General features: G+C 69.7%; 12 protein-coding genes and 2 pseudogenes. 11 read left to right on the forward strand and 3 right to left on the reverse strand.

Annotated elements, in window-relative coordinates; genetic code table 11:
- The first annotated feature begins 798 nt into the window (after nucleotides 1-798).
- From IF89_RS0131760 to IF89_RS0131800, 9 genes are all read left to right on the forward strand, one after another.
- A complete protein-coding gene (locus IF89_RS0131760) occupies nucleotides 799-1,821 on the forward strand; it encodes an LCP family protein (RefSeq protein ID WP_158717959.1) in 1,023 nt (340 codons plus the stop codon).
- Nucleotides 1,822-2,482: 661 nt separating this feature from the next.
- The gene (locus IF89_RS0131765; RefSeq protein ID WP_051807912.1) at nucleotides 2,483-4,366 is read left to right on the forward strand and encodes a transglycosylase domain-containing protein; all 1,884 of its coding nucleotides are present in this window, start codon (nucleotides 2,483-2,485) and stop codon (nucleotides 4,364-4,366) included.
- A 998-nt stretch (nucleotides 4,367-5,364) separates the two neighbouring features.
- Nucleotides 5,365-6,417, forward strand: a complete 1,053-nt coding sequence (gene moaA, locus IF89_RS0131770) for a GTP 3',8-cyclase MoaA (protein WP_030775382.1) — start codon at nucleotides 5,365-5,367, stop codon at nucleotides 6,415-6,417.
- Between the two features lie 39 nt (nucleotides 6,418-6,456).
- Complete coding sequence (locus IF89_RS0131775; protein ID WP_267882115.1) at nucleotides 6,457-6,831, forward strand: 4a-hydroxytetrahydrobiopterin dehydratase; 375 nt, start codon at nucleotides 6,457-6,459, stop codon at nucleotides 6,829-6,831.
- Nucleotides 6,828-7,373 (forward strand): cyclic pyranopterin monophosphate synthase MoaC, encoded by a 546-nt coding sequence (gene moaC, locus IF89_RS0131780; RefSeq protein ID WP_051807914.1) that lies wholly within the window; start codon nucleotides 6,828-6,830, stop codon nucleotides 7,371-7,373. Before IF89_RS0131775 ends, moaC begins: the two co-directional genes overlap by 4 nt.
- 5 nt (nucleotides 7,374-7,378) lie before the next feature.
- A complete protein-coding gene (gene moaD / locus IF89_RS0131785) occupies nucleotides 7,379-8,047 on the forward strand; it encodes a molybdopterin converting factor subunit 1 (protein WP_078628634.1) in 669 nt (222 codons plus the stop codon).
- Nucleotides 8,048-8,626: 579 nt separating this feature from the next.
- Nucleotides 8,627-10,558 (forward strand): cytochrome P450, encoded by a 1,932-nt coding sequence (locus tag IF89_RS41095; protein WP_051807915.1) that lies wholly within the window; start codon nucleotides 8,627-8,629, stop codon nucleotides 10,556-10,558.
- Between the two features lie 36 nt (nucleotides 10,559-10,594).
- A complete protein-coding gene (locus tag IF89_RS0131795) occupies nucleotides 10,595-11,467 on the forward strand; it encodes a dihydrofolate reductase family protein (RefSeq protein ID WP_030775395.1) in 873 nt (290 codons plus the stop codon).
- A gap of 53 nt (nucleotides 11,468-11,520) precedes the next feature.
- On the forward strand, nucleotides 11,521-13,050 hold the full coding sequence (locus IF89_RS0131800; protein WP_051807917.1) for an MFS transporter: 1,530 nt from the start codon (nucleotides 11,521-11,523) through the stop codon (nucleotides 13,048-13,050).
- A 649-nt stretch (nucleotides 13,051-13,699) separates the two neighbouring features.
- On the opposite strand, the gene IF89_RS0131805 is transcribed toward IF89_RS0131800, so the two are convergent.
- Nucleotides 13,700-15,682: a hypothetical protein gene (locus tag IF89_RS0131805; protein ID WP_030775397.1), complete on the reverse strand. Its 1,983-nt coding sequence runs from the start codon at nucleotides 15,680-15,682 to the stop codon at nucleotides 13,700-13,702.
- Nucleotides 15,683-16,704: 1,022 nt separating this feature from the next.
- Here IF89_RS0131805 and IF89_RS41100 point away from each other — a divergent pair.
- Nucleotides 16,705-19,287, forward strand: a complete 2,583-nt coding sequence (locus IF89_RS41100; protein WP_051807920.1) for a CehA/McbA family metallohydrolase — start codon at nucleotides 16,705-16,707, stop codon at nucleotides 19,285-19,287.
- A 465-nt stretch (nucleotides 19,288-19,752) separates the two neighbouring features.
- On the opposite strand, the pseudogene IF89_RS48000 reads toward IF89_RS41100, so the two are convergent.
- Nucleotides 19,753-20,238, reverse strand: a pseudogene (locus IF89_RS48000) (IS21 family transposase); the annotation flags it as partial.
- A gap of 432 nt (nucleotides 20,239-20,670) precedes the next feature.
- Between IF89_RS48000 and IF89_RS0131820 the strand changes: the two are divergent.
- A complete protein-coding gene (locus IF89_RS0131820; RefSeq protein WP_030775400.1) occupies nucleotides 20,671-21,183 on the forward strand; it encodes a hypothetical protein in 513 nt (170 codons plus the stop codon).
- 7 nt (nucleotides 21,184-21,190) lie between these two features.
- Here IF89_RS0131820 and IF89_RS42635 read toward each other — a convergent pair.
- Nucleotides 21,191-21,492: pseudogene (locus tag IF89_RS42635) on the reverse strand (IS630 family transposase); the annotation flags it as partial.

Below are 21,492 nucleotides of genomic sequence, written 5' to 3' on the forward strand. Positions count from 1 at the left end.
GTTGAGCGTAGACACCTTGCCCAACAGCCCTGGGGCCCCGTCCGTTTCACAGCCCTCGCCCCGTCACCCGATCGGTGGCCACTCTGAAAATGCTCAGTCATGGAGAGGCGGCGCCCGGCGCCTCCGTGGCGGTCATCACTGCCCTACCGAATGCCGCACCCAGACACATTACGAAGTGAATCCTTGACTCAGGGCACTGGATGATGAGACCGATTGCATTTGTGGCGCATTTGCTTGCCGGTTGATGCTGGCCGCCACGCAGTTGAGTAACTCGGCGCGTATTTTCAGACCCGCCCACCATCTCCTCTGGCAGAAGCGATCGGGCCCCCGCTGCCCGAGTCGGTCACCGCTATGCGGCAGCAAGCAGTTGTGCAGTCGCTTCTTGCCATTGGGGTCCTTTCGGACGCCTGCAGCCTGCACTGGAGCCACCCTCCCGGGTGGCGGCCAGGGCCGTCGTCCACTCAACGAGGGCAACGGGGCATCGAGCACCGGTCGGCAAGGAGGCAACGAAGCACCCGAGTTGAAGGGCTGCGAAATCTGATATTCCGCTCAATAGGCTGTGCGGGTTTGCCTGTTGCATCACACGGTCAGCGGCCGGTCTGAACAAGCCCAGTGTCCCGTGTCGCCTCGCGGACACCTGAAAAATGTGTCTAGATTGCGGCCACGGACCCCTGGAAGCGGAGAGACGAGACTGTGCCTGCCCACCCCTCCCCCGCCCGAGCAGCTGCACATCAGGATCCTGCGAGATCTGAAAGCGCCAGCAGGAATAGCGGCAGACGCCGCACACTCATGGGCATCATGGCAGCAGCTGTCGCAGCCTCGGCCATTTCCTACGGCCTTGCCCACGCTTCGGAAGGGGCCTTTATGCCGGGATTGCACAGGGTAGACGTTCGGCACGATGCAAAAATCCGGCCGGAAAAGGGCGCTGGAACCAATATCCTCCTCATGGGAACCGATCACCGCGGCACCCTCACACAGTCTGAGAAGAATAAGTTCCATGCCGGCGGTGTAGCCTGCGGCTGCAGCGATGTGATGATGCTGGTACACCTCTCTGCACGTGCCGATCTGATTTCAGTCGTCAGCCTGCCTCGCGACTCCTACGCCATGATCCCGCCATACAACGGGCGTGGCGCGCGGCCCGCGAAACTCAATGCCGCGTACGAAACAGGAGGGCCGGCCCTGGCTGTCCAGGCAGTTGAATCGATGACCGGTGTATATATTGACCGGTTCCTCCAGGTCGACTTCCGGAGGTTCATCGACTCCGTGGACGCCTTCACCGGCGTAGAAGTGTGTACCGAGCGCCCTCTCACCGATCCCTCTACCCACCTGGACCTGAAGCCCGGGAAACACCATCTTTCGGGGGGCCAGGCGCTGCAGTACGTACGCTCGCGAAAGACGGACTCATCAGCCGACCTGGGCAGGATCCAGAGGCAGCAGCGCTTCCTCGTCGCCGTACTGAAGAAATTCAAAGGGGCAGGTTTTACCGACATCGAAAAGGTGTCCAAGGTCAGCAGAGCCCTGCTGGGAGACGCGACGGCGGATTCCGGCTTCGGCGTAGATGAGATGCTGGATCTGGCCAAGAGGATCCGTGCTCTCACTCCCTCTCAGGCGGAGTTCACAGTTGTGCCCGTCGAACGTTTTCACCAGGTTCCCGAGGTGGGTGACACTCTCCTGTGGGATGCGAGAAAGGCATCCGAGGTGTTCAAAAAGCTAAATGCCGACCAGCCTCTCACGGAATATGGTTCACAGAAGCGCCTCACTGATCCGCCAAAATTCTTCGTCCACGAGGCGGCCCGGGGTGACACCCTGGCCTGCGGTTAAGCGGGGCCCAGCACCGCCGGCGAGCAGACGCAGCGGAACAAGACCGCCGAGACTGGACGGGCGCTGCGGCAGCCCCGTATGGGCGGGGCGGCCTAGCCCGGTTCGCCGCTGATCTAGAGCATGCGCCAATCCGAATTCCGACGGCCTCGTCAAGACCGCAGCCGAGGCTCGAACTTCCGCGGAGGGCGAGATGAGAGGATTTCCGCACCCGTCCACTCCTGGCTGCGGCTCATGCTGTCGGTCCGCGTGGGAACGGGCTCCCGCGAAAGGATTTCCCCGGCACACGGCGGACCTGGCCGTTCAGCCGCCACTCCACTCCCCACTCCTGGCAGCGGCAGGCGGCATCCGGGTCTGGCGCGCCGGGACGGGGCGGTGCTGCGAGGGCAGGCGCGCACATCCAGCCGCCGGCCCCGTCCCCGGCCTGATCCCGCCCGCCGCGAGCACGGCCCCGAGCTTGTCCCGCTCCGGCGGACGCCTCTGGCGTACTGGTCAGGCCGCGAGGGCGGCGTACCCGGCAGGCTGCGGTAGCCGGGACCGCTTCGGAGCCGGTGCAGTGACACCGGCTCTGGATCCACTCGGATACCGGTGCGGGCAGGTCGGGGGAACAGGGCCGGCCTGCGCGTATCCGATGCATTCATCGATTCCCGGGGAGTAACGGCTGATGCTGCAGAAAAGGCAGGTCGGGGCGCGGCGGCTGCGCTGGGTTCTTCTCACCCTGCTGCTGGGCGCCCCTGGCGCGGCGGTCGCAGCTGCCTACGTCCTGGTACAGGTGCCGCCTGCGCAGCCGTCTGCTGTGGCTCAGGAGAATACGTACTACTACTCGGATGGGACCCTGCTCGCCCGTGAGGGGCACCTGCGACGCCAGAACGTCAGGCTGTCAGACATCCCGGGGGGCGTGCGCCAGGCGGTCCTGGCGGCAGAGGACAGGGATTTCTACACACGGGGGGCCATCGACCCCAGAGCAGTGCTGCGGGGAGCCTGGAGCACGGTGGTCGGCAAGGGCCGGCAGTCTGGCTCCACCATCACTCAGCAGTATGTGAAGAATTACTACCTGAGTCAGGACCAGTCTCTCAGCAGGAAATTCAGAGAGATGGTAATCGCCGTGAAACTGGGTGGCGTCAAATCTAAGGACGAGATCCTTGAAGGGTACTTGAACACCAGCTACTTCGGGAGAGGCGCCTATGGGATCCAGGCGGCTTCGCAAGCATACTACGGCAAAGACGCATCGAACGTATCGACCGAGGAGGGTGCATACCTTGCGGCCCTCCTCAACGCCCCTAGTATCTCCGACGTCGCTAATCAGCCCAAAGGGCGGGGCAGAGTTCTGGCGCGCTGGAATTACGTGCTGGATGGGATGGTTGCGCAAGGGTGGCTGGACCGTTCCCGGCGCGCTGGTATGCATTTCCCTGAGCCCCTGGCCCGCACGGAGTCGGCCAGGGGGCTTTCCGGGCAGCGCGGCTATCTAGTCGAAGCGGTCAAGAAGTACCTCTACCGGCACGGAGTCGTCGATAGCGAGCAGTTCGAAGCCGGCGGGTATCTGATCTGGACGTCCATCGACCGGCAGCGCCAGCGTGGCCTCCAGGATGCGGTGGCAGCAGAGGTGACGAGCAAACTGCAGCCGGGGCGGCGCCCAGAGGACCGCCTGCTCCGCGTGGGCGGCGCATCGATCGAGCCCTCCACCGGACGTGTGGTCGCCCTGTATGGAGGGGCTGATTACACGAAGCAGTACGTCAGCAACGCAACCCGCGAGGACTATTCCCCGGGCTCGCTGTTCAAACCGCTTGTTTTCGCGGCAGCAGTCCAGTCTGGAGCGCGCACCGGGGACGGCCGTCCCATCGGGGCTGACACCGTCTACAACGGTGACAGCCGGCTCCCGATCCGGGTGGAAGGGGGTTATTACATTCCGGAGAATGAAAGCAACGCCTCTTACGGGCCGGTGACGGTTCGCACCGCAATGGAGAGGTCCGTGAACACCGTATTCACCCAGATGGCGGTGGACACTGGGCTGGACCGGGTCCGCGAGACAGCCATCGCGATGGGTGTTCCGCAAAGCGCTCCGGGCCTGCTCGCAGGACCAGCGCTGGCGCTCGGGGTAGCACAGGTAAGCGTCCTGGACATGGCTAGCACTTACGCCACCCTTGCCCGCCGGGGCGAGCACTGCCCCTGGAGCATTGTAGACAAAATGGCCAGGAGCGGAGGCGAGGCTGTGGCGCTTCCCGAACGCCCTGTCTCTTCCGCCCTCTCCGCAGAGGCCGCTGACACCACCAGTGACCTATTGGCGGGTGTGATCGCCAAAGGCACAGGCAGGGCAGCACAAGGCATCAGCAGGCCCGCCGCTGGCAAGACCGGGACAAGTGAAGAGAACCGCGCTGCCTGGTTCGCCGGTTACACCTCCGAGCTGTCCACCGTGGTCGCGGTCATGGGCCAGGACCCCGACACCGGACAGCTGAAGTCTCTCCACAAGGCGCTGGGCACGGAGGTGATCCACGGCGGTGACCACCCGGCACGCATCTGGGCGGCCTACATGAAGAGGGCGCTGGGCTGAGGGGCGCAGCGACCGCTCGACAGGACGTCCGCCCCGGCCAACACCAGGACGGACGCGCCGGATCCAGTTCAGGGACCTCGCCGCTGCGGTCAGCTCCTCGGGCCGTGGCCTCAGATGGCCGCCAAGCGGGGCAACCGCCAAAGAATCCGCCCAGAGGATCCTTCGCACCTCTCGGCTATACCGGGAAGGACCGGACCGGCTTAAGTTGACGGCGCCGCGGGGAAAGCCTCTCCACGGCCTCCTCGCGTGGCAGGCGGCAGGACTTTCGCGCCTTTGCGGACGGAGCTGTGAAATCGATGGCTCGGCCGTCAGCCCCGGTTCGGCGCCTTAGAGCGCACGCGTCCCCATTCGCAGCCGCTTCGGTTCCCCTCCGGGGACTCGTGGCCGCGCTATAAGAGTGCCGCAGTCCGGCCTTTTGGGGAGTCAGGCAGGATCTCTCCGCCTGGCTGGGCATTGCGCAGAGCGCTCATAGCGGTCCGGGTTCGAGCCTTTCGGCCACCTTTCGCCGCCGCCGCAGCGACGGCGAAAGGAGCGCCTTCCCGTGCTCCCCAACTGGCGCAGCGCGGTCAGCGCTGGCAGACTGCAGGGTACGAAATCGGGACGGAAAGCAGCCTGATTGAGAGTAACCGCAGCGGCGGCGCTCCGCCAGCGGAGCGCCCGGAAAACCAACGGGATACTCATGGATGCCAGTGAGCGAACCCAGAAGGCCGCGCTTGTTTGCGACTTTTGTTCAGGTCCGGCTCCAGCCACCTGCTCTTATCCGGCTGGCGCTGTATGTTATACGGCTCAGGGCACCTCGCACTGGCTCCCGCCGGGCTTGTGGTTCGCTTGCGGGCGGTGCAGGGATTTCATCGACCACGGCCGGCTCGATGCCTTGGCTGCGTGGGTGGGATACGAGGACATACCTGATTCCTGGGCGTCATTCCTGCAGGCACGGTCGGGGAGTCCTTCCGGCGTGCCCTCTGTGGAGTACAGGGGTTGATCACGGTGAGGTCGTCATGAAGAACGGCGCCGTCGGAACCGGCCCCCGCGACCTCTTCGGGCGGCCTCTGGGCGATCTGCGGCTGTCGGTTACTGATCAGTGCAATCTGCGGTGCCAGTACTGCATGCCCGAGGAGCACTACACCTGGCTGCCGCGCAGCGATCTGCTGACTGTCGGTGAGATCGGCAGGCTGGTGGACGTGTTCATATCGCTCGGCGTTGCCAAAGTGCGCTTGACTGGCGGGGAGCCGCTCATCCGCCCAGAGCTCAGCCAGATCGTCTCCGAACTGGCGGGGAGGTTCGGTGCGGGTCTGCGCGACCTCGCCGTGACCACGAACGGTGTCCTGCTGGCCAAGCATGTCGCAGCCCTGAAGGAAGCCGGCCTGAGCCGGGTGACGGTGAGCCTTGACACCCTGCGCCCCGACCGGTTCGAAGCGCTCAGCCGGCGGAAGTCCCACGGGAGTGTGATGGCGGGCATCCGGTCCCTGGCGGAGGCCGGATTCACCGGCACGAAGATCGATACGGTGGTCATGCGGGGGGTGAACGAAGACGAGCTTGCCGATCTGATCGAGTTCGGGCGCGGCGTCCGGGCCGAAGTGCGGTTCATCGAGTACATGGACGTGGGCGGTGCCACCGGCTGGCAGCCCTCGAAAGTCGTCTCCAGGGCGGAGATACTGGAGAGCCTCGAGAGGCACTACGGTGCCGCCCCGGTCGTGGTGGAAGCGGGGGGCCCTGCACCGGCTGACCGCTACGGCCTGCCCGGCGGCCGGGTCTTCGGAGTTGTCTCCTCCACGACGCAGCCGTTCTGCAGTACCTGCAACCGCACCCGCCTGACCGCCGACGGCATATTGCTGACATGCCTGTACTCCCTCAGCGGGCTGAACCTGCGCGCCCCGCTGCGGGAAGGGGCGAGCCAAGCCGAGTTGCGCGAGCTGGTGGAGTCGGTATGGCTCCGCCGGGCCGACCGCGGCGCGGAGAACAGGCTGGCGCAGCGTGAGCGGGGGGTCTTCGTCCCGCTGGACCGCTTGCGTGACGACCCGCATCTGGAGATGCACACCCGTGGCGGGTGAGGGCTGCTTCCTCCCCGCGGTGAGCTCTTGGAGGATCCCGTGTCCGTACATGCTCCGTCCGCCGGCGGCCACGGCCGTGCGGCAGACCACACTTCGTGCAGCGGCACAGCCCGGGTCCTGACGGACGCCCAGGCGCAGGAGCGGGTGGCTGCACTGCCGGGCTGGTCGCTGGACGGGGGCCGGCTGGCCCGTACGTTCTGGTGTCCGACGTTCGCCGCGGCGATGGAGTTCGTCGCCGCCGTCGGGCGTGCTGCGGAAGAGCGGAACCACCACCCGGACCTGAGCATCACGGCGAAGAGGAACGTCGGCGTCGTGCTGTGGACGCACAAGCTCGACGGACTCACCGACCTTGACTTCGGCTTCGCCGCCGCCATTGATGCTATCCGCGAGCAGCTGAGGGGAGTCGGCGGATGACGCGCGACGGCGACTCAGCAGACCGCCCTGCGGCAGGCAGGCTCACCCACGTCGACGACCACGGTGCGGCGCGGATGGTCGACGTGTCCGGCAAGGCCGTCACCGTGCGCCATGCCGTCGCCTCGGCCGAGGTCGTCATGGCACCGGCCACGCTGCAAGTGATCACCGAGAACAGCGCGGCCAAAGGCGATGTGCTGGCCACCGCCCGGCTCGCAGGGATCATGGCCGCAAAGCGCACTGGGGAGCTCATCCCGCTGTGCCACCCGCTGCCCGTCGAGTCAGTCAGGGTCGACCTGGTTCCGACAGCGCCCGACCGGCTGCTGATCACGGCCCGTGCAACCCTGACCGGGCGCACCGGGGTTGAGATGGAAGCGCTGACCGCGGTCTCCGTCGCGGGACTGACGGTAATCGACATGTGCAAGGCGGTGGACCGGGGAATCGAGATCACCCGCGTCCGCCTCGAGGAGAAGAGCGGTGGACGCTCGGGACACTGGCTGCGTGCCGGTGCGGCTCCCTCCGGCAGTGCGGACGGATCGAGGTAGCGGGGATGAGCGTCGAGATAGAGTTGCTGTACTTCGGCATCCTGCGTGAGCAGCTCGGTGTGCACCGCGAAAGCGTCAGCATGGCCGCTGGCGCCACGGTCGGCGATTTGGTCCAGGACGTCGGTGTCCGCCACCCCCGTTTCGCATACGCCGGGGGCAGGCTGCGCATCGCGGTCAACGAGGAGTTCGCGAAGCACGAGCAGGTACTCAGGCCGGGTGACACGGTGGCTTTCATCCCGCCGATCGCGGGAGGCTCGGACCGCTATTGCGTACTGACCGATGAGCCGCTCCGGGTAGAGCCCGTACTCGATGCCGTGCGCGGGCCGGACAGCGGAGGGCTGGTGGTGTTCATCGGCACCGTGCGCAACGAGAGCCAAGGCCGCGACGTCGTCCGGTTGCACTACGAAGCCTATCCCTCCATGGTCCTTCGCGCCCTGAACTCGATCATCGACAGATGCGAGCTGGCCGCCGAGGGCGTGAGAGTCGCCGTGGCCCACCGCACGGGCGACCTGCAGGTCGGGGAGACGGCCGTCGTCCTGGCCGCCGCCGCTCCGCACCGCGCCGATGCCTTCACTGCCGCACGCACCTGCATAGAGCTGCTGAAACAGGAGGTGCCGATCTGGAAGAAGGAGTTCTCGGCCGACGGCGCCGAGTGGGTCGGGATGCGCCCGTGAACTCCTTCACTGCCTCGGCCGGCCTTGCCGGCCACGCCGGCAGGCTCCGCTGGAACACCCGCTACGGGGAGCGCGGGCTTGCGGCCGCCGCCGGGTCCCGGGCAGCCCTCTCGCGCCTCCGGCGCCTCACATCCTGCTCCCCGCCGGGCGATCCGGTTCTTGAGCCCGCCGGCGGTGTTTGGGAAGCCGCTCTGGTCCTTGCCCTCGGGGGCCCGGATGCGGCGGTGGCCGGTGTCTCCGTTACCGCGCCGGCCCGGTTGGCGCACGGAGCCGGACGACGTCGGATCAGCGGCCGGCCCGCCTTGTTGTGTCGGCTCTTCTGGGGTGCTGCGCTCTTGCACCGGGCGTGCCGCTGGGTTGCTGCCGGCGGCCTAGTGGACTGGGAAGCCCTCGCAGACACCGGTGGGGGCGGTCCGGGGCGCGCAGACCGCCGCCTGAGAGCAGGCAGGCCCGGCGCCCTGCTGCTTGAAGGGTTCGCGGTCGTCCACCAGGGGGAACTCGGGCGCCACGGGAGGCCGGCCCGCCGCATGGTCGCCCGCCGCAAGGCACCTCCGAGCCCGCGCCGCTGTTGAGGTCACGATGCTCTTGCACATCTTCTGGGACTGGAACGGCACTCTCTCCGATGATGCCGCGCTCATGCGGGCAGGCGTCAACGCGGCCCTTGCGGCGATCGGGCGGGCCCCGGTGTCCGAAGCCGAACTCCGTGCCCGCTTCGCCCGTCCGCTCGCCGCGCTGTACTCGCGCCTCACCGACGGGGAGCAGCAGGACCGGTGGCCGGACTGGAACGCGGCGTTCATCGCAGCCTCGCAGCGGCCCGGCGGGCCGGAGCTGGCTCCTGACGCACTCGCCGCGGTGCGGCGCTGGCACGCGGCGCACCGCACGCAGTCCGTAATATCGCGGTGGCCGTCCACCGACTTGGCGGCACAGGTGAAGCGGACGGCCCTGCCCGCCTACCTGGACGGTATCCGCGGTGCCGAGACCCCGCAGGAGTCCAAAGCGGACATGCTCCGTGCCGAGCTGCGGCGGCGATCGCTCGATCCCGCATGCGCTGTCGTGATCGGCGACTCCGACGATGACGTGGAAGCAGCCGCGGCGGCGGGTACCCGCATCATCGTCTGCGACGTGCGCGCCTTCTCCCCCATCAGCCCCGAAAGCCTGCGGAACGGGCAGGTACCGCGCGTCGCCTCGCTCTGGGCCGCCGTCGGCCTCGCCCTCGCGGCAGGAGATTGCGGCGCCTCCGGGCACACAGCAGACTCAAAGGGGCACTTCCAGCCACCGGAGACCCACCGGAGGACCCAGATGCCGGCTTCCACGCCTGTCGTCCGCTCCTTTCCGTTCCCGCGCACCAGCCTGGTGGACATATCCCCTCAGCTGGACTGGCTGCGGAGGAACGAGCCGACTTCCCGGGTCCGCATGCCCACCGGGCACGAAGCCTGGCTGGTGACGCGCTACGACGACGTACGGCTCGTGCTGGACGACGCCCGGTTCAGCATGCTCGAGGCCAGCGAGGAGGGCGCTCCCGAACTGATGCCCATGGTCAAGCTCTACCCGGGCCTGTTCAGCCTGGACGGCGCCGCGCATGCCCGCTCCCGGCAGCTGCTTGCCCATGCCATGAGGGCGGTGGAAGCAAGGGCGCCGGGTGCGGCGCAGGCACGGCTTGCCGAGTCCGCCGACCGGCTGACCTGGTCGATGCTCTCCAAGCGCCCCCCGGCAGACCTGCTGGCCGACTTCTGCGAACCGCTCGTCACCCGGAACGCCTGCCGGCTCCTCGGCTTGGCCCAGGACCAACTCGAGGAGTTCCGGACCCATTTCCGGGTGATCATCGGGATCGGAGGGTTGTCGGGGGCCGAAGTGGAGCAGCACTGGGAACCCCTGAAGCGCCTGGTCCTGGGGGTCGTCGAGGCCAGGCGCCGCACCCCCCGCGACGACCTGGTCAGCGAGGTCATCGCACAGCACAGCCGCCTCGGCGGATTCCCGGAGTCCCAGCTCGTGGGACTGATGTTCAGCCTGATCTCGTCGCTCGGCAACACACCGGTCACCCAGATCTCATACGGCCTCGCAACGCTGCTGCGCCACCCGGCCCAGTGGGACCGCCTTGTCCGCGAACCGCGGCTCCTGGACTCGGCGGCCGGCGAGATCCTCCGCTACGGGGTCGCCTTCGAGGTCGAGCACGTGCGCATCGCCAAGGAAGACGTCCGGATCGGTGACGTGGCCATCGCCAAAGGCGACGCTGTCCTCACCTCCATAGCAGCCGCCAACCGGGACGAGACGAGGTTCCCCGATGGGGCCGTCTTCGACATCGCCCGTCGCACCAACCCCCATCTCGCCTTCGGCCACGGCCCCCACGTATGCGCCGGCTCCGGCCTCGGGTACGCCATGCTCTCGGCTTCCCTGCGGTCGCTCACAGGGCTCGCCCCCGGCCTGCGCCTGGCCGTTGCCGAGCAGGACCTGTTCCTGCGCAGCAGCGGTTCGCACAGCTTCTCGCTGGGGGCCGTCCCCGTCCGATGGTGATCGCAGGCGGCTGCGCCGGCCTGCGGGAGGTGCCGCATGGAAGAGATCCGCCCCATGGATGTGCTGTTCGAGGCGGCGCACGGACCGTGCGTACGGCTGCCGCAAGAGCTGGCGCGCCTCTACGGCCCGCTCCGACTGCCGGACCGCCCCGGCCGGCCCTGTGTCATCAGCGACTACGTGGCCACGATGGACGGGGTGGTGTCCTTGGAGCCGCCCGGCCCGGCTCCCGGCCCGAAGACGCCGGGCCAGTTGATCAGCGGCGACAGTGCTGCGGACAAGCTGGTGCTGGCGCTCGTGCATGCGCTCGCCGATGTCCTCCTCATCGGCGACAGCGGTGTACGGGGCAATCCGCGCGACGCACGCCGGGCAGAGGCCATCTACCCTCCGCTCGCCGACGAGTTCCGACAGCTGCGGGCGGAGCTCGGCAAGCCGCCCCGGCCGCCCGTGGTCGTACTCTCGCCGGAGGGGCACCTCGACCCGGCCTCCCCCCTCTTCCATGCGCGCGAGAGCCGCTTGGCGATCCTCACCGCCGAGGAGACGGCAGCCGCGCTGCCCGCACGCGGCTTCCCGCCCGACGTGGCGGTCCTCAGCCTGCCCAGAGGACCGAACGGGCTGTTCACAGCCAGGAGTGTGCTCGCCGCAGTCCAGCGCTTCCAGCCGAGCAGGCTGGTCCTGTGCGACGCGGGACCGCGCTTCATGGCACACCTCATTGCGGAACGCTGCCTCGACGAGCTGTTCCTCACGATCGCGCCGCAGCTGGCGGGGCGCGACGCGGCACCCGGCCGGCCCGGACTGGTCCAGGGAAGGCTCTTCGCCCCCGTCGATCCCAGGCACTTCGACCTCGTCAGCATCAGGCGGGCCGGCCACCACCTCCTGCTGCGGTACCGCGCCGTACAAGGCATCGCGTGAAGCGGGGGGCGCCGGGCAGGCAGGCGCCGATGTTCCCTCGGCGGTGCGGCTGTGTGCCGGACGACCGCCGACGACTGCTCGGCCTCTCACTGCTCCTCGCCCTGGCGGCTTTGGACTCCACGGTAGTCGTCACCGCTCTGCCCGCGATCGTCGCGGATTTCGGACAGCTTTCCCTGTTTCCCTGGGTGTCTTCGGGATACGTGCTCGGCTCCGCGGTGACGGTGCCGGTATGCGGCAGGCTAGCCGACCAATACGGCCGAAAACCCCTGCTGGTCGCCGGCCTCGCCGTCTTCACCGCAGGGTCCCTGCTGTGCGGCCTGGCGTGGAACATGGGGGCCCTTATCGCGTTCCGGGCGGTCCAAGGCACCGGCGCCGGCACAGTGCTCCTGCTGGCCATGACATTGCTGGGCGACGCCTACACGGTTGCGGCACGGGCTCGGGCCCAGGCCTGGATCTCCTGCGTGTACGGCACCGCCGCCTTGATCGGGCCGCTGGTCGGCAGCGTGGTCTCCGAGCACGCGTCCTGGCGCTGGATCTTCCTTGCCAACCTGCCCCTGGGCGCGCTGGCGCTGAGTCTGGCGCACGCACTGGCCGGGACGGCGCCCCAGGAGCAGCCCCGGCCCCGCGGCCGGCCGGCGGGCAGGGGGCCGGCGCGGCGGGGGCGCCGCCCCGATGCCGTCGGCACCCTCCTGTTCGTATCCAGCAGCGCCCTGCTCCTCCTGGCGCTCCTCCAAGGCGGGGTGCACTGGGCCTGGAGCAGCGCAGAAGGCCTGACGGTGCTGGCAGCCGCCACTGTGCTCGGGGCCGCCTTCGTCGCCTGGCAGCACCACGCGGCCGAGCCGATCGTGCCGCCGTGGGTATTCGGCAGCTCTTTCATCGGAGGGGTCTGCCTGATCAGGATCTTGGCCGGGGCGCTCGCGGCAGGGCTGCCGGTCTTCCTGCCCTACTTCACCTGGGCCCTGTTGGCGGCCGGCGCTGTCAGCGCGAGCCTGCCCGTCACCGCTCTGCTCCTGGCCTGGCCCCTGGCATCGGCTGTATCGGCACACCTGTGCATCCGCATCGGCTTCCGCGGTACGGCAGGCCTGGGGGCCTTCCTCTGGTCCCTGGGAGGCCTCGGCCTGGCTGCGCTGCCCGCCCGAGACTCGCTGGCAGGGCTCTGCCTGCTGTGCGCGATGCTCGGCGCAGGCACCGGGCTGGTGCTTCCGACGACTATGATCAGTGTCCAGGCCGCGGTCGACTGGGGCCGGCGGGGCGTGGCCACCGGGACGCTGATCTTCGCACAGACGGTCGGTGGCGCGCTGGGAGCGGCTCTCCTGGGGGCGCTGGCCAATTCCACCCTGTCCGCCCGCATCGCGAACGCGCCGAAGAGCCTGGCAGGAGCTTTGCCGTCCTCGGTCGACGACGCAGCCGCCCTCCTGCGCGGCGAAAGTATCGGCAGCCAGGCCGAGGCGTACCTGCGAGAATCATTCGCTCTCGCCTCGGACCGGGTGTTCTGGGCAGTGGCCGGGCTGGCGGTCAGCGGTCTCCTGCTCACCTTGGCCATGCCGTGGCAGTGCGCCCTTTCCCAAGCCGATGGGCAGTGACCATGCCCCTCCGGCGCAAACCGCATTCTGTTGTCCGAGGCTTGCGCCGTTGAACCTGGCTGGTGCTGGGCTTGAGCGGCGGGTGCGGCAGCAGAGCTGAAGTACGGCCCTTCGGACGGCGGGGCACCCCTGGTCCGTCCGTCCGCGGGCGGGCGGCCCCCGTGCCCGCCCCTCGCCCGGCCCCCGCCTCGCCGTGGACGTCCTGCGGGCTTGCGAGCCGGCGGCGGCGCAGGCCTTTCGCACGGCAGGCGGATGCAGCCCGGGCGGCAGGCCACGTGGCGGTCGGCTGAGCGGCAGAGGGCTCGCCTGCCGGCCGACAGGCGTTTCGGGGGCGCCTTGTACGGGTCAGGAGCAGAGCGTCGGCCACTGGCGCCGAGAACGCTGCCGAGGGAGCAGCCGGGGGTGCTGGCCACCTGCCCGGCCGGGCAGGTGGCCGGGTGCGATGCGGCTTCTTGGAGGCATACGGCGGCGGTTCCAGTCGTTCGCGGCAGGCCCTGCGGCCGCCGGCGTTGCCATGACGGCCGCGGCGGGGGTTGAGGGCGACGGCCCTGAAGTTAAGCCGCATGCGGTGATCCGGGGCCGGGGCCTGTGGGGGTGCCTTTCGGATGCCCGTCTGGGCATGCCGCAAGCGGCGGTGCGGCTGGGGTGGTCAGCCTCCGACGTGGATGCCGGGGCGGCGTGTGGGGTCGGGTTCGTGGCTGCGGATGATCTCGCGGGTGACGGGGGCGGTGTCGCCGCGTCCGAGGAGGAAGTAGCGGACCATGTGGACGAGCGGGCTGCCCTCGGCCCAGGCGAAGTGGCAGTGCGGCTGGACGCCGGTGGCGTTGCGCAGCGCGAGCAGGATGGCGGCGATGGCGTTCGGTGCGGCCGGCGCGGCGGCGCGCAGGATGCGGTGGCTGCCGACCTGGGCCCCGTGGACGGTGAGGGTGTCGCTGAAGTCGGAGGGGTCGACCACGTCGATCTCCAGGAAGATGACGTCGGCGCGGCCGGGGACCGGGTTGACGCCGCGCTGCTCGCGTTCCTTGTCGCGGTATTCGGCGGCGTCGCCGGCCTGGCGGCGGTTGGCGATGAGGTTGATCGCGTTGTCGTGGGCGAGGGTGTCGTCGATGAACCGGCGGGCGTCGGCGTCGAAGACGATGCGGTCGGCGCGCAGTTCGGTGGTGCGCGAGACGCGGGAGACCAGGGACACGACGATGATGCCGGCGATGAAGAACGCGGAGATGACGATGCCGTCGGGCTTGTCGACGATGTTGGCGACCAGGGCGTAGAGCAGGACGGCGGTCAGCAGCGCGAAGCCGGCGGTCGCGGCCCGCCGGCGGCGGCGCGCGACGGAGACGGTGACGGCGAAGGCGCCGGAGACCATCATGGCGAGGATGCCGGTGGCGTAGGCGCCGGCCTGCTCGTCGACGCGGGCGTCGAAGGCGATCGTGATGAGGATGCACAGGAGCGTGTAGACGATGACGACCGGCCGGACGGCCCGTCCCCACTCGGGGGCCATGCCGTAGTCCGGCAGGTAGCGGGGGACGATGTTGACCAGTCCCGCCATGGCGGAGGCTCCGGCGAACCACAGGATCAGGATGGTGCTGATGTCGTAGACGGTGCCGAAGCCCTCGCCGACGTGCTCGTGGGCCAGCCACGCCAGGGCGCGGCCGTTGGCGGCGCCACCCGGTTCGAACAGCTCGTGGGGGATGAGGAGGGTGGTGACGAAGCTCGCGGACAGCAGGTAGACGCTCATGATGAGCGCGGCGGTGGTCAGCAGCCTGCGGGTGTTGCGGATCCGCGAGCGCAGCCGCTGCTCGGCGCCGGCGCCCTCGGCGGCGACGAGCGGCATCATGCTTACGCCGGTCTCGAAGCCCGACAGGCCGAGCACCAGCAGCGGGAAGGCGAGCAGCGCCGGGCCCAGGAGGTGGCCGAAGCCGCCTCCCCCTTCTGCGAGGGCACCGGTCCACGCCGACCAGGCGCCGGGGGTGGTGAACACCTGGACCAGGCCGGCGCCGATGACGACCGCGTTCAGTGCGAGGAAGACCGCGACCAGGGGGATGGCGACGCTGACCGCCTCGCTGAACCCCAGCAGGAACACCCCGCCGAGCACCAGCAGCAGCACCACCGTCAGGGCCACCGTGTGGCCGTGCAGGACTTCGGGGAAGAAGGGGTTCTCCACGACGTGCACGGACGCGTCCGCGGTGGACAGCGTGATGGTGATGATCCACGAGGTGGCCACGAAGCCGAGCAGGACCAGCACGAACAGCTTGCCCCACCAGAACGGCAGCAGGTCCTCCAGCATCGCCACCGACCCGGCGCCGTGCGGGCTCTCCTTCGCCACCCGCCGGTACATCGGCAGCATGCCCAGCAGCGTCAGCGCCACGATCAGCAGCGTCGCCATCGGCGAGACCGCCCCCGCGGCAAGAGCGGCGATCGCGGGCACGTAGGCCAGGCTGGAGAAGTAGTCGACACCGGTCAGGCACATCACCTTCCACCACGGGTGCGGCTCGGCATGGCCCTCGCCGGCCGCCGGCCCCACCGGCTGCACCTGGTGCCGCAGCATCCACCGCCCGAGCCCGCCCGGCGGCTGCGGCCGAAGGGCAGGGCTGTCCACCACCTCGGGCATACCCGTGTGATCCGCGTCCCTCATATCCCCATCAACCTTTCCGGCCTGCTTGCAACACGGCTACCAGCGCGGGGCCGCACAGCGATCATCGGGTATGGGCACGGCGCCGACGCGGCCCCGCACCGAACGGACCAGCCGCCTCACCCGCCCTGCCCTTGCGCCCGCCCCGGGCCGGCGGCGCAGAACGCTGCCGCGCTGCCGAGCCCCCCGGGGCGAGCGCGGCTTCGCGGCGAAGAACGGCCTGGCCCGTGGCATGGTCCTGCGGGCATCCGCCTCCCCGCTGCCTGCCGCCTGGGCCACCGCGGATGCCGCCTGCGGGCGGCTCCCGCTTCCGCCGGCTCCCTGGAAGACGCCGGCCTGTCCTACGCCACGGACGTGTTCCAGTCCCAGCAGGTCCAACAGCCCCCGCACCGGCCGTCTCTACCGGCCAGGCTCCCTCCGAAGGATGGCAGCGGCTCTCCTGCGGCGGCGGCGCCCAGGGGCCCCGGATCTACGACTGGGCCGCAGCCCGGCTGCCGGCTGCCTGGGACGACGGCGACGAGCCCGCCCGCCAGCGGCCGGTTTGGGCGGCCGGGACCCGCCGTTCCCGCGGGGGCCGGCGCCTTCGACGCGGCCGCCACCGCCGTCGGGCCCCCGGCACGGGGCAGGCGGCAGGCGCGGGACTCGCCTTCACCTCTGTCCGGCTGCGCCCTGACCGCGCCGAGGCGGGGCTGAGAACCTCCGCAGTGCGTGCCAGCCGACGAACGGCGTCCGGGGGGGCAGCCGCTCCCCGCGCACACCTTCTCCGACCGGCCGGCAGCCCTTATCGTTCGTTCGAACGAGCAGCTGGCGTAGGCATGTTGGAACCGCTCCCCTGCCAAACGCGGGCCCGCCCGCGGCCGGCAGGGGTGAGATTGCAGCTCTTCCAGACGTCTTCCAGACGAGGAGAAGTACCTGTGTGCGGTCATCACGGTGGACAAGAGGCATCGGACAACAGGTGCGGCGCCGGCCAGAGCCGCCCTCCGGGCGGGCGGGGACGCAGGGACGTCCTGCGGCTCGGCGCCCTCATGGCGGCGGGCGGACTCGCCGCGCTCGTACCGGCGGCCACGGCGCATGCGCTGCCCCGGAGCGGCGCCGGCACGCCCGGGCCGGGAGGCCGGCTCACCACCGCCTACCCCGGGCACTCGCCCTTCGGATTCGACCAGTGGTCCGCAGTCGAGTTCGACGTACCGGTGGGCGTGAACCGGATATCGGTCACCCGCACCTTCGACCACTACAACGGACTCCCGGGCATCATGTCCGACGTCCTCGACATCGGCCTGTTCGGCCCTTCCGGCTTCCGCGGCTGGTCCGGCGGCGCCCGCGACGCCTTCACGGTCTCCGGCGCCGACGCCACCCCGGGCTACATCCCCGGCCCCATCGAACCGGGCCGCTGGTCGGTGGCCCTGGGACCCGTTGTGTTCAACCCCGCCGGCATGAACTGGCTCGTCGAAGTCACCCTGGAATTCGGTCCGCCCCTGGCCGGCACGCCTTACGCCGTCCTCCCCGCCTCCGCGCCCAGCCGAGGACAGATCCCGGGCTTCCCGCTGCCCCTCCCCTACTGGTACCGCGGAGACATGCACACCCACACCGTCCACTCAGACGGCGGCCGCACCCTCGGCCAGCTCGTGGACGCGGCCCGCGCCAGCGGCCTGCACTTCCTCGGTTCCACCGAGCACAACACGAGCGCGGCCGGCGTGTCCTGGGCAGGCAGCATCCCGTCGGACCTCCTCGTCATCAACGGCGAGGAGGTGACCACGCGGCACGGCCACTGGCTCGCCCTGGGACTGCCCCAAGGGGAGGTCATGGACTGGCACTTCGGCCCCCGGGACGCGGGCGCCATGGCCCGGCACGCCAAGCACGTACGCGACCGCGGGGGCCTCGTGGTGGCCGCCCACCCGCTCACTCCGGCACCGGGGTCCTTCTGGGAGTTCGGCTTCGCCGACATCGACGCCATCGAAGTGTGGAACGGCCCGTGGACCCTCGACGACGCGGCGGCCGTCGCCATGTGGGCGGCCATGCTGTCCTTCGGGCAGCGGATCCCCGCCCTCGCCAACAGCGACACCCACGCCCCCTCGGACGCCGTCGGCCTCCCGCAGACCGTCGTCCGGGCGACCGCCCTGTCCCGTGACGCGATCCTGGACGGCGTCCGGCGCGGCCACTCCTACCTTGCGGAGTCCGCTCACGTCACCCTTGCGCTGAATGCGCACTGCAACGGCCGCTCTGGCGGCCCGGGCGACTCCATACCGGTGTCGTTCTTCGACGCGGTAGACGTGTCGGTCCGCGTCTCCGGCGCCCCCGACTCCTTCCTGGCCCTGTACACCGAATGGGGCCTGATGCTGTCGACCTGGGTCGGGAGCGACGGCAACGGCCGGCTCGACTGGCGCGGCTGGGGTCTGGCGTCGGTCTTCGCACGCGTGGAAGTACGGCGCCCCAAGCCCGGCAGCAGCACCCTCGACCAGATGGTGGCCCTCACCAATCCCGTGTGGTTCGGCCCGGCACCGGCTCCCAAGCCCGTCTACCAGGGCGGCCAGACCTTTCTGCACACCGTTCGGTACCCGAACAGCTGGACCCGGGTCGCCCCCGTCCCCGGTATCGCCGGCGCGCCCACGTTCAACGGCCCCAAGGCCTCACTCGCCGGCCTGCCCGACGGGTCTGCCGCAGCGGTCGCCCTCAGCAGCGACAACACCCTCTGGACCACCACCCGCCACTCCAACGGGCAGTGGCAGCCATGGCAGCAGCTCGCCGGCCCGGCGAGCCAGGAGCCGGCGGCCCGCACGGGCGCCGGCGCCGCAGCCGCCGCGGTGCAGGCCACCAGGCCGTCCAAGGCTGCGGCACGCATCATCGCCTCCGGCACCAGGGCGGGTATCGCGGCGGCCGGCCCCGCCGGGGCGGCCGCAAGCGCCGTCCAGACAGGCGCGGCCGCCCTCGACGCGGCGATCGCTGCAATGCCCGACGGCTCCTGCCAGATCATCGCCGCGGGCCTCGACGGCAGGCTGTACCACCAGGTGCGGCGGGCCGACGGCCGCACGGCCGGATTCACTCCCGTCCCCGGCGCGAGCGCAGGGACGACCTGGACCTCCGCCAATGCCGCCATCGCCGCCATGCCCGACGGCAGCACCCAGATCCTCAGCTACGGCACCGGCGGAGACATGCACCTTGTCGTCCGGAGGCCGAACGGTTCCTGGGGCACCTGGACGCGAGTCCCCGGTGCGCACGGCCGGCCGGGCTTCGCCGGCCCCGCCCTCGACATCACCGGCCTGCCGGACGGCAGTTCGCAGATCGTGGCGATCGGCCTGGACGGCATGGTCTACCACCAGGTGCGCCATCCGGACGGGCGGTTCACCGGGTTCGCCGCCCCGCGCGGCGTCACCACCGCGACGATGTCCGCCAGTGCCGTCGCCATCGCCGGCATGCCGGACGGTACGGCCCAGGTCCTGGCCGTCGGCGCCGACGGGAACGTCTGGCACGACATCCGATACCCCGCGTCCTGGCAGGGCTTCCGCCCCCTGGCCGGCTTCCAGGGAGCCGACCGCCTGCGCGGCGGACAGCTCGGCATCGCCGCGATGCGCGACGGGAGCTCACAGGTCCTCGTGATCGCCCCGAGCTGAGGGCCCGCGCGGGGCGCCGCACGGTCCGCCCCCGTGCCGGCGCCGCGCGGGCAGTGCGGGCTGCCGGCCGGCCGTTCGGCCCGGGGGTCCTCAGAAGGTGCCGCTGGGAGATCACGTAGGGCGTCGATGGCAGCGGCGCGATGGCCTACGACCCCGCCCGCCGCGGGTGCCGCGCCTTCCCCCGGCGCAGGGGGACCCAGGCGCTGAAAGCCGGAGCCGGGTTCCCCGACGGAGGCGAAGGACCGTCCGGGCAGGACGTGGTCGCGGACGATCAGGACCTGGCGTTCGACCCGGCCCTTTCCGGGAGGGGGCCATCACATACTCCTCATGACCGAACTGCGCGTTCACCAAGGACCGTGGCCCTCCCCGCGTCAGGGAGCGGCAGGTCCCAACAGAAGTGCGCCCCGCACACCCGCCCGCGCCCTCCGCACCGTGATCGGCTACACCACGAGAAGGGACACCATCGCCCTTTCCGGTGGGCCGGTGGGCGGCCAGCGAAACCCGACCGCCTCGGGGTGCAGGGGTACCGCCTCGCCCGCTGCGGCGTGGCGGCGGACGACGGTCTTGGTGCGGTCGTAGACGTCGGCGCCGGCAGGCCGCCGAAGTGGGCGAAGGACTGTCGGCGGCAGTCGAAAAAGGGTGGCCAGGCCCTGGCTGGTGGTGAAGCAGCAGAACGGATCACGTGAGTAGGACAGCGTCATGTGGAACGAGTAGGCCTTCGGAATACCCACGTGGGCGAGGAGCTGGCCCTCGTCGCCCCAGCCGGTGGGCTGAGGCCTGAACCCGGGCGGGACTCCGAATCGGCGGTGCGGGCCAGCCAACTCGCCAGGGCTGATACCCAGTTCCTGAGCGATCCGGGGGCGGGCCTCCTGCATGTTGAGCTCCACTCTCGCTGAGAGTGCCTGTGAAGCCGTAATCAGCCACCAGCCGCTCGTGCACCCCGGCATCACGGCACGCACATGCCACGGTGACAGCTCCCCCCGCCCGCTGCCGCTCCGGCAAACGACGCGCCACCAGCCCTCTGGGCAGCACAGCCCCACGGCTGGCTCCTATGCCCTGATCTACACCACGACCACGCCGACCTGGCCAGCTTGCGGGTCGACGCGGCATCGGCGGGGCTGGATTTGCACCGCTGTTCCCGGGCCGCCGCGAGACCGGTTGCAACTTGCTGCGGCGCAACTCCACCGCCCGGTTACGACTTCCGCCCTGTCTGGCCACCCCTCACCCGGGCATCGGGTCCACTGCCGGATGCCCACCCCAAGGGATCGTCCCTCACTCAGATGCTTCACCCACCTGTGCAGCATCACGCCGCGCCTCCCCCGTTCCGCGCCACACACCCAGACAATGCAGACCGCAGCCACAAGCCCTACTAGGAGACGCTCAATGCGATTTACCCGCCCTGCACTCGCCGCAGTCACTGCACTCCTCGCCGTCACCGGACTGGGCACTGCCGCATATGCCGACAACAACGACAACGGCACAAGCAACTTCTGCTTCATCTATGTCACCGGCGACCACAACACCGACGCATGCGGCAACATCAGCTACGGCGACAACGCCACCACCGGACAGGGGCACACCACCGGGCTCGGAACCGTGAACCCGCCTGCGACTCCTTCGGTTGTGGCTGTGTCCCTCTTCCGAAACGTCGATAGCGCAGGCCGGGTGCAGTCAAGCGTGAGCGGCAGCTGCCCGAGCGACCACCCCTACCTGGACCAGGACATCAGCGGAATCGCCCCGGGTGTCAATCTCATCGCACCGCCCGGCACGACTGTGAACCAGATCACGACGAACGACTTCGGATACCCCACGTTCATTGACTACACCACGCCGGGAGGCCCCGCCGAACTGCAGATCTTCTGCGCCACGACGCCGTCGGGATCTGTCGGCAGCTAGTGCCGCATCAGGCAACGTTCGCCCTGTCGACGACGGGGCGTAGGCGTCGGTCGTCGGCATGGCGGTTTCGGCAGATTGAGGTAGCGGCGGATCATGCTGCCCTGTTCTTTGTGATCGGCGTGGTCGGGGTGTAGGCGATCTCCACGTTGTTCGCCGCGGCCCAGTTGCCGACACGCTGACACTTCTTCGCGGTCAGGTGCGGGGAGGAATTGCCACAGGTGATCGCGATGCGGACGTGGGCCGGGTAGAGGGTGCGGAGATAGCGGCAGAACTCCAGGAACTGCGTGCGCCTTCTTGACGGGCTTGATG

Origin of the sequence: Streptomyces sp. NRRL F-2664 (assembly GCF_000719345.1) — a bacterium.
GTDB lineage: Bacteria > Actinomycetota > Actinomycetes > Streptomycetales > Streptomycetaceae > Streptomyces.

What these genes read in the sequence shown, in the direction of transcription:
- IF89_RS0131760 (WP_158717959.1), top strand. Translation starts at nt 799, where the DNA reads ATGGCAGCAGCTGTCGCAGCCTCGGCCATTTCCTACGGCCTTGCCCAC.
- IF89_RS0131765 (WP_051807912.1), top strand. Translation starts at nt 2,483, where the DNA reads ATGCTGCAGAAAAGGCAGGTCGGGGCGCGGCGGCTGCGCTGGGTTCTT.
- moaA (WP_030775382.1), top strand. Translation starts at nt 5,365, where the DNA reads ATGAAGAACGGCGCCGTCGGAACCGGCCCCCGCGACCTCTTCGGGCGG.
- moaC (WP_051807914.1), top strand. Translation starts at nt 6,828, where the DNA reads ATGACGCGCGACGGCGACTCAGCAGACCGCCCTGCGGCAGGCAGGCTC.
- moaD (WP_078628634.1), top strand. Translation starts at nt 7,379, where the DNA reads ATGAGCGTCGAGATAGAGTTGCTGTACTTCGGCATCCTGCGTGAGCAG.
- IF89_RS41095 (WP_051807915.1), top strand. Translation starts at nt 8,627, where the DNA reads ATGCTCTTGCACATCTTCTGGGACTGGAACGGCACTCTCTCCGATGAT.
- IF89_RS0131795 (WP_030775395.1), top strand. Translation starts at nt 10,595, where the DNA reads ATGGAAGAGATCCGCCCCATGGATGTGCTGTTCGAGGCGGCGCACGGA.
- IF89_RS0131805 (WP_030775397.1), bottom strand. Translation starts at nt 15,682, where the DNA reads ATGAGGGACGCGGATCACACGGGTATGCCCGAGGTGGTGGACAGCCCT.
- IF89_RS41100 (WP_051807920.1), top strand. Translation starts at nt 16,705, where the DNA reads ATGGCGGCGGGCGGACTCGCCGCGCTCGTACCGGCGGCCACGGCGCAT.
- IF89_RS0131820 (WP_030775400.1), top strand. Translation starts at nt 20,671, where the DNA reads ATGCGATTTACCCGCCCTGCACTCGCCGCAGTCACTGCACTCCTCGCC.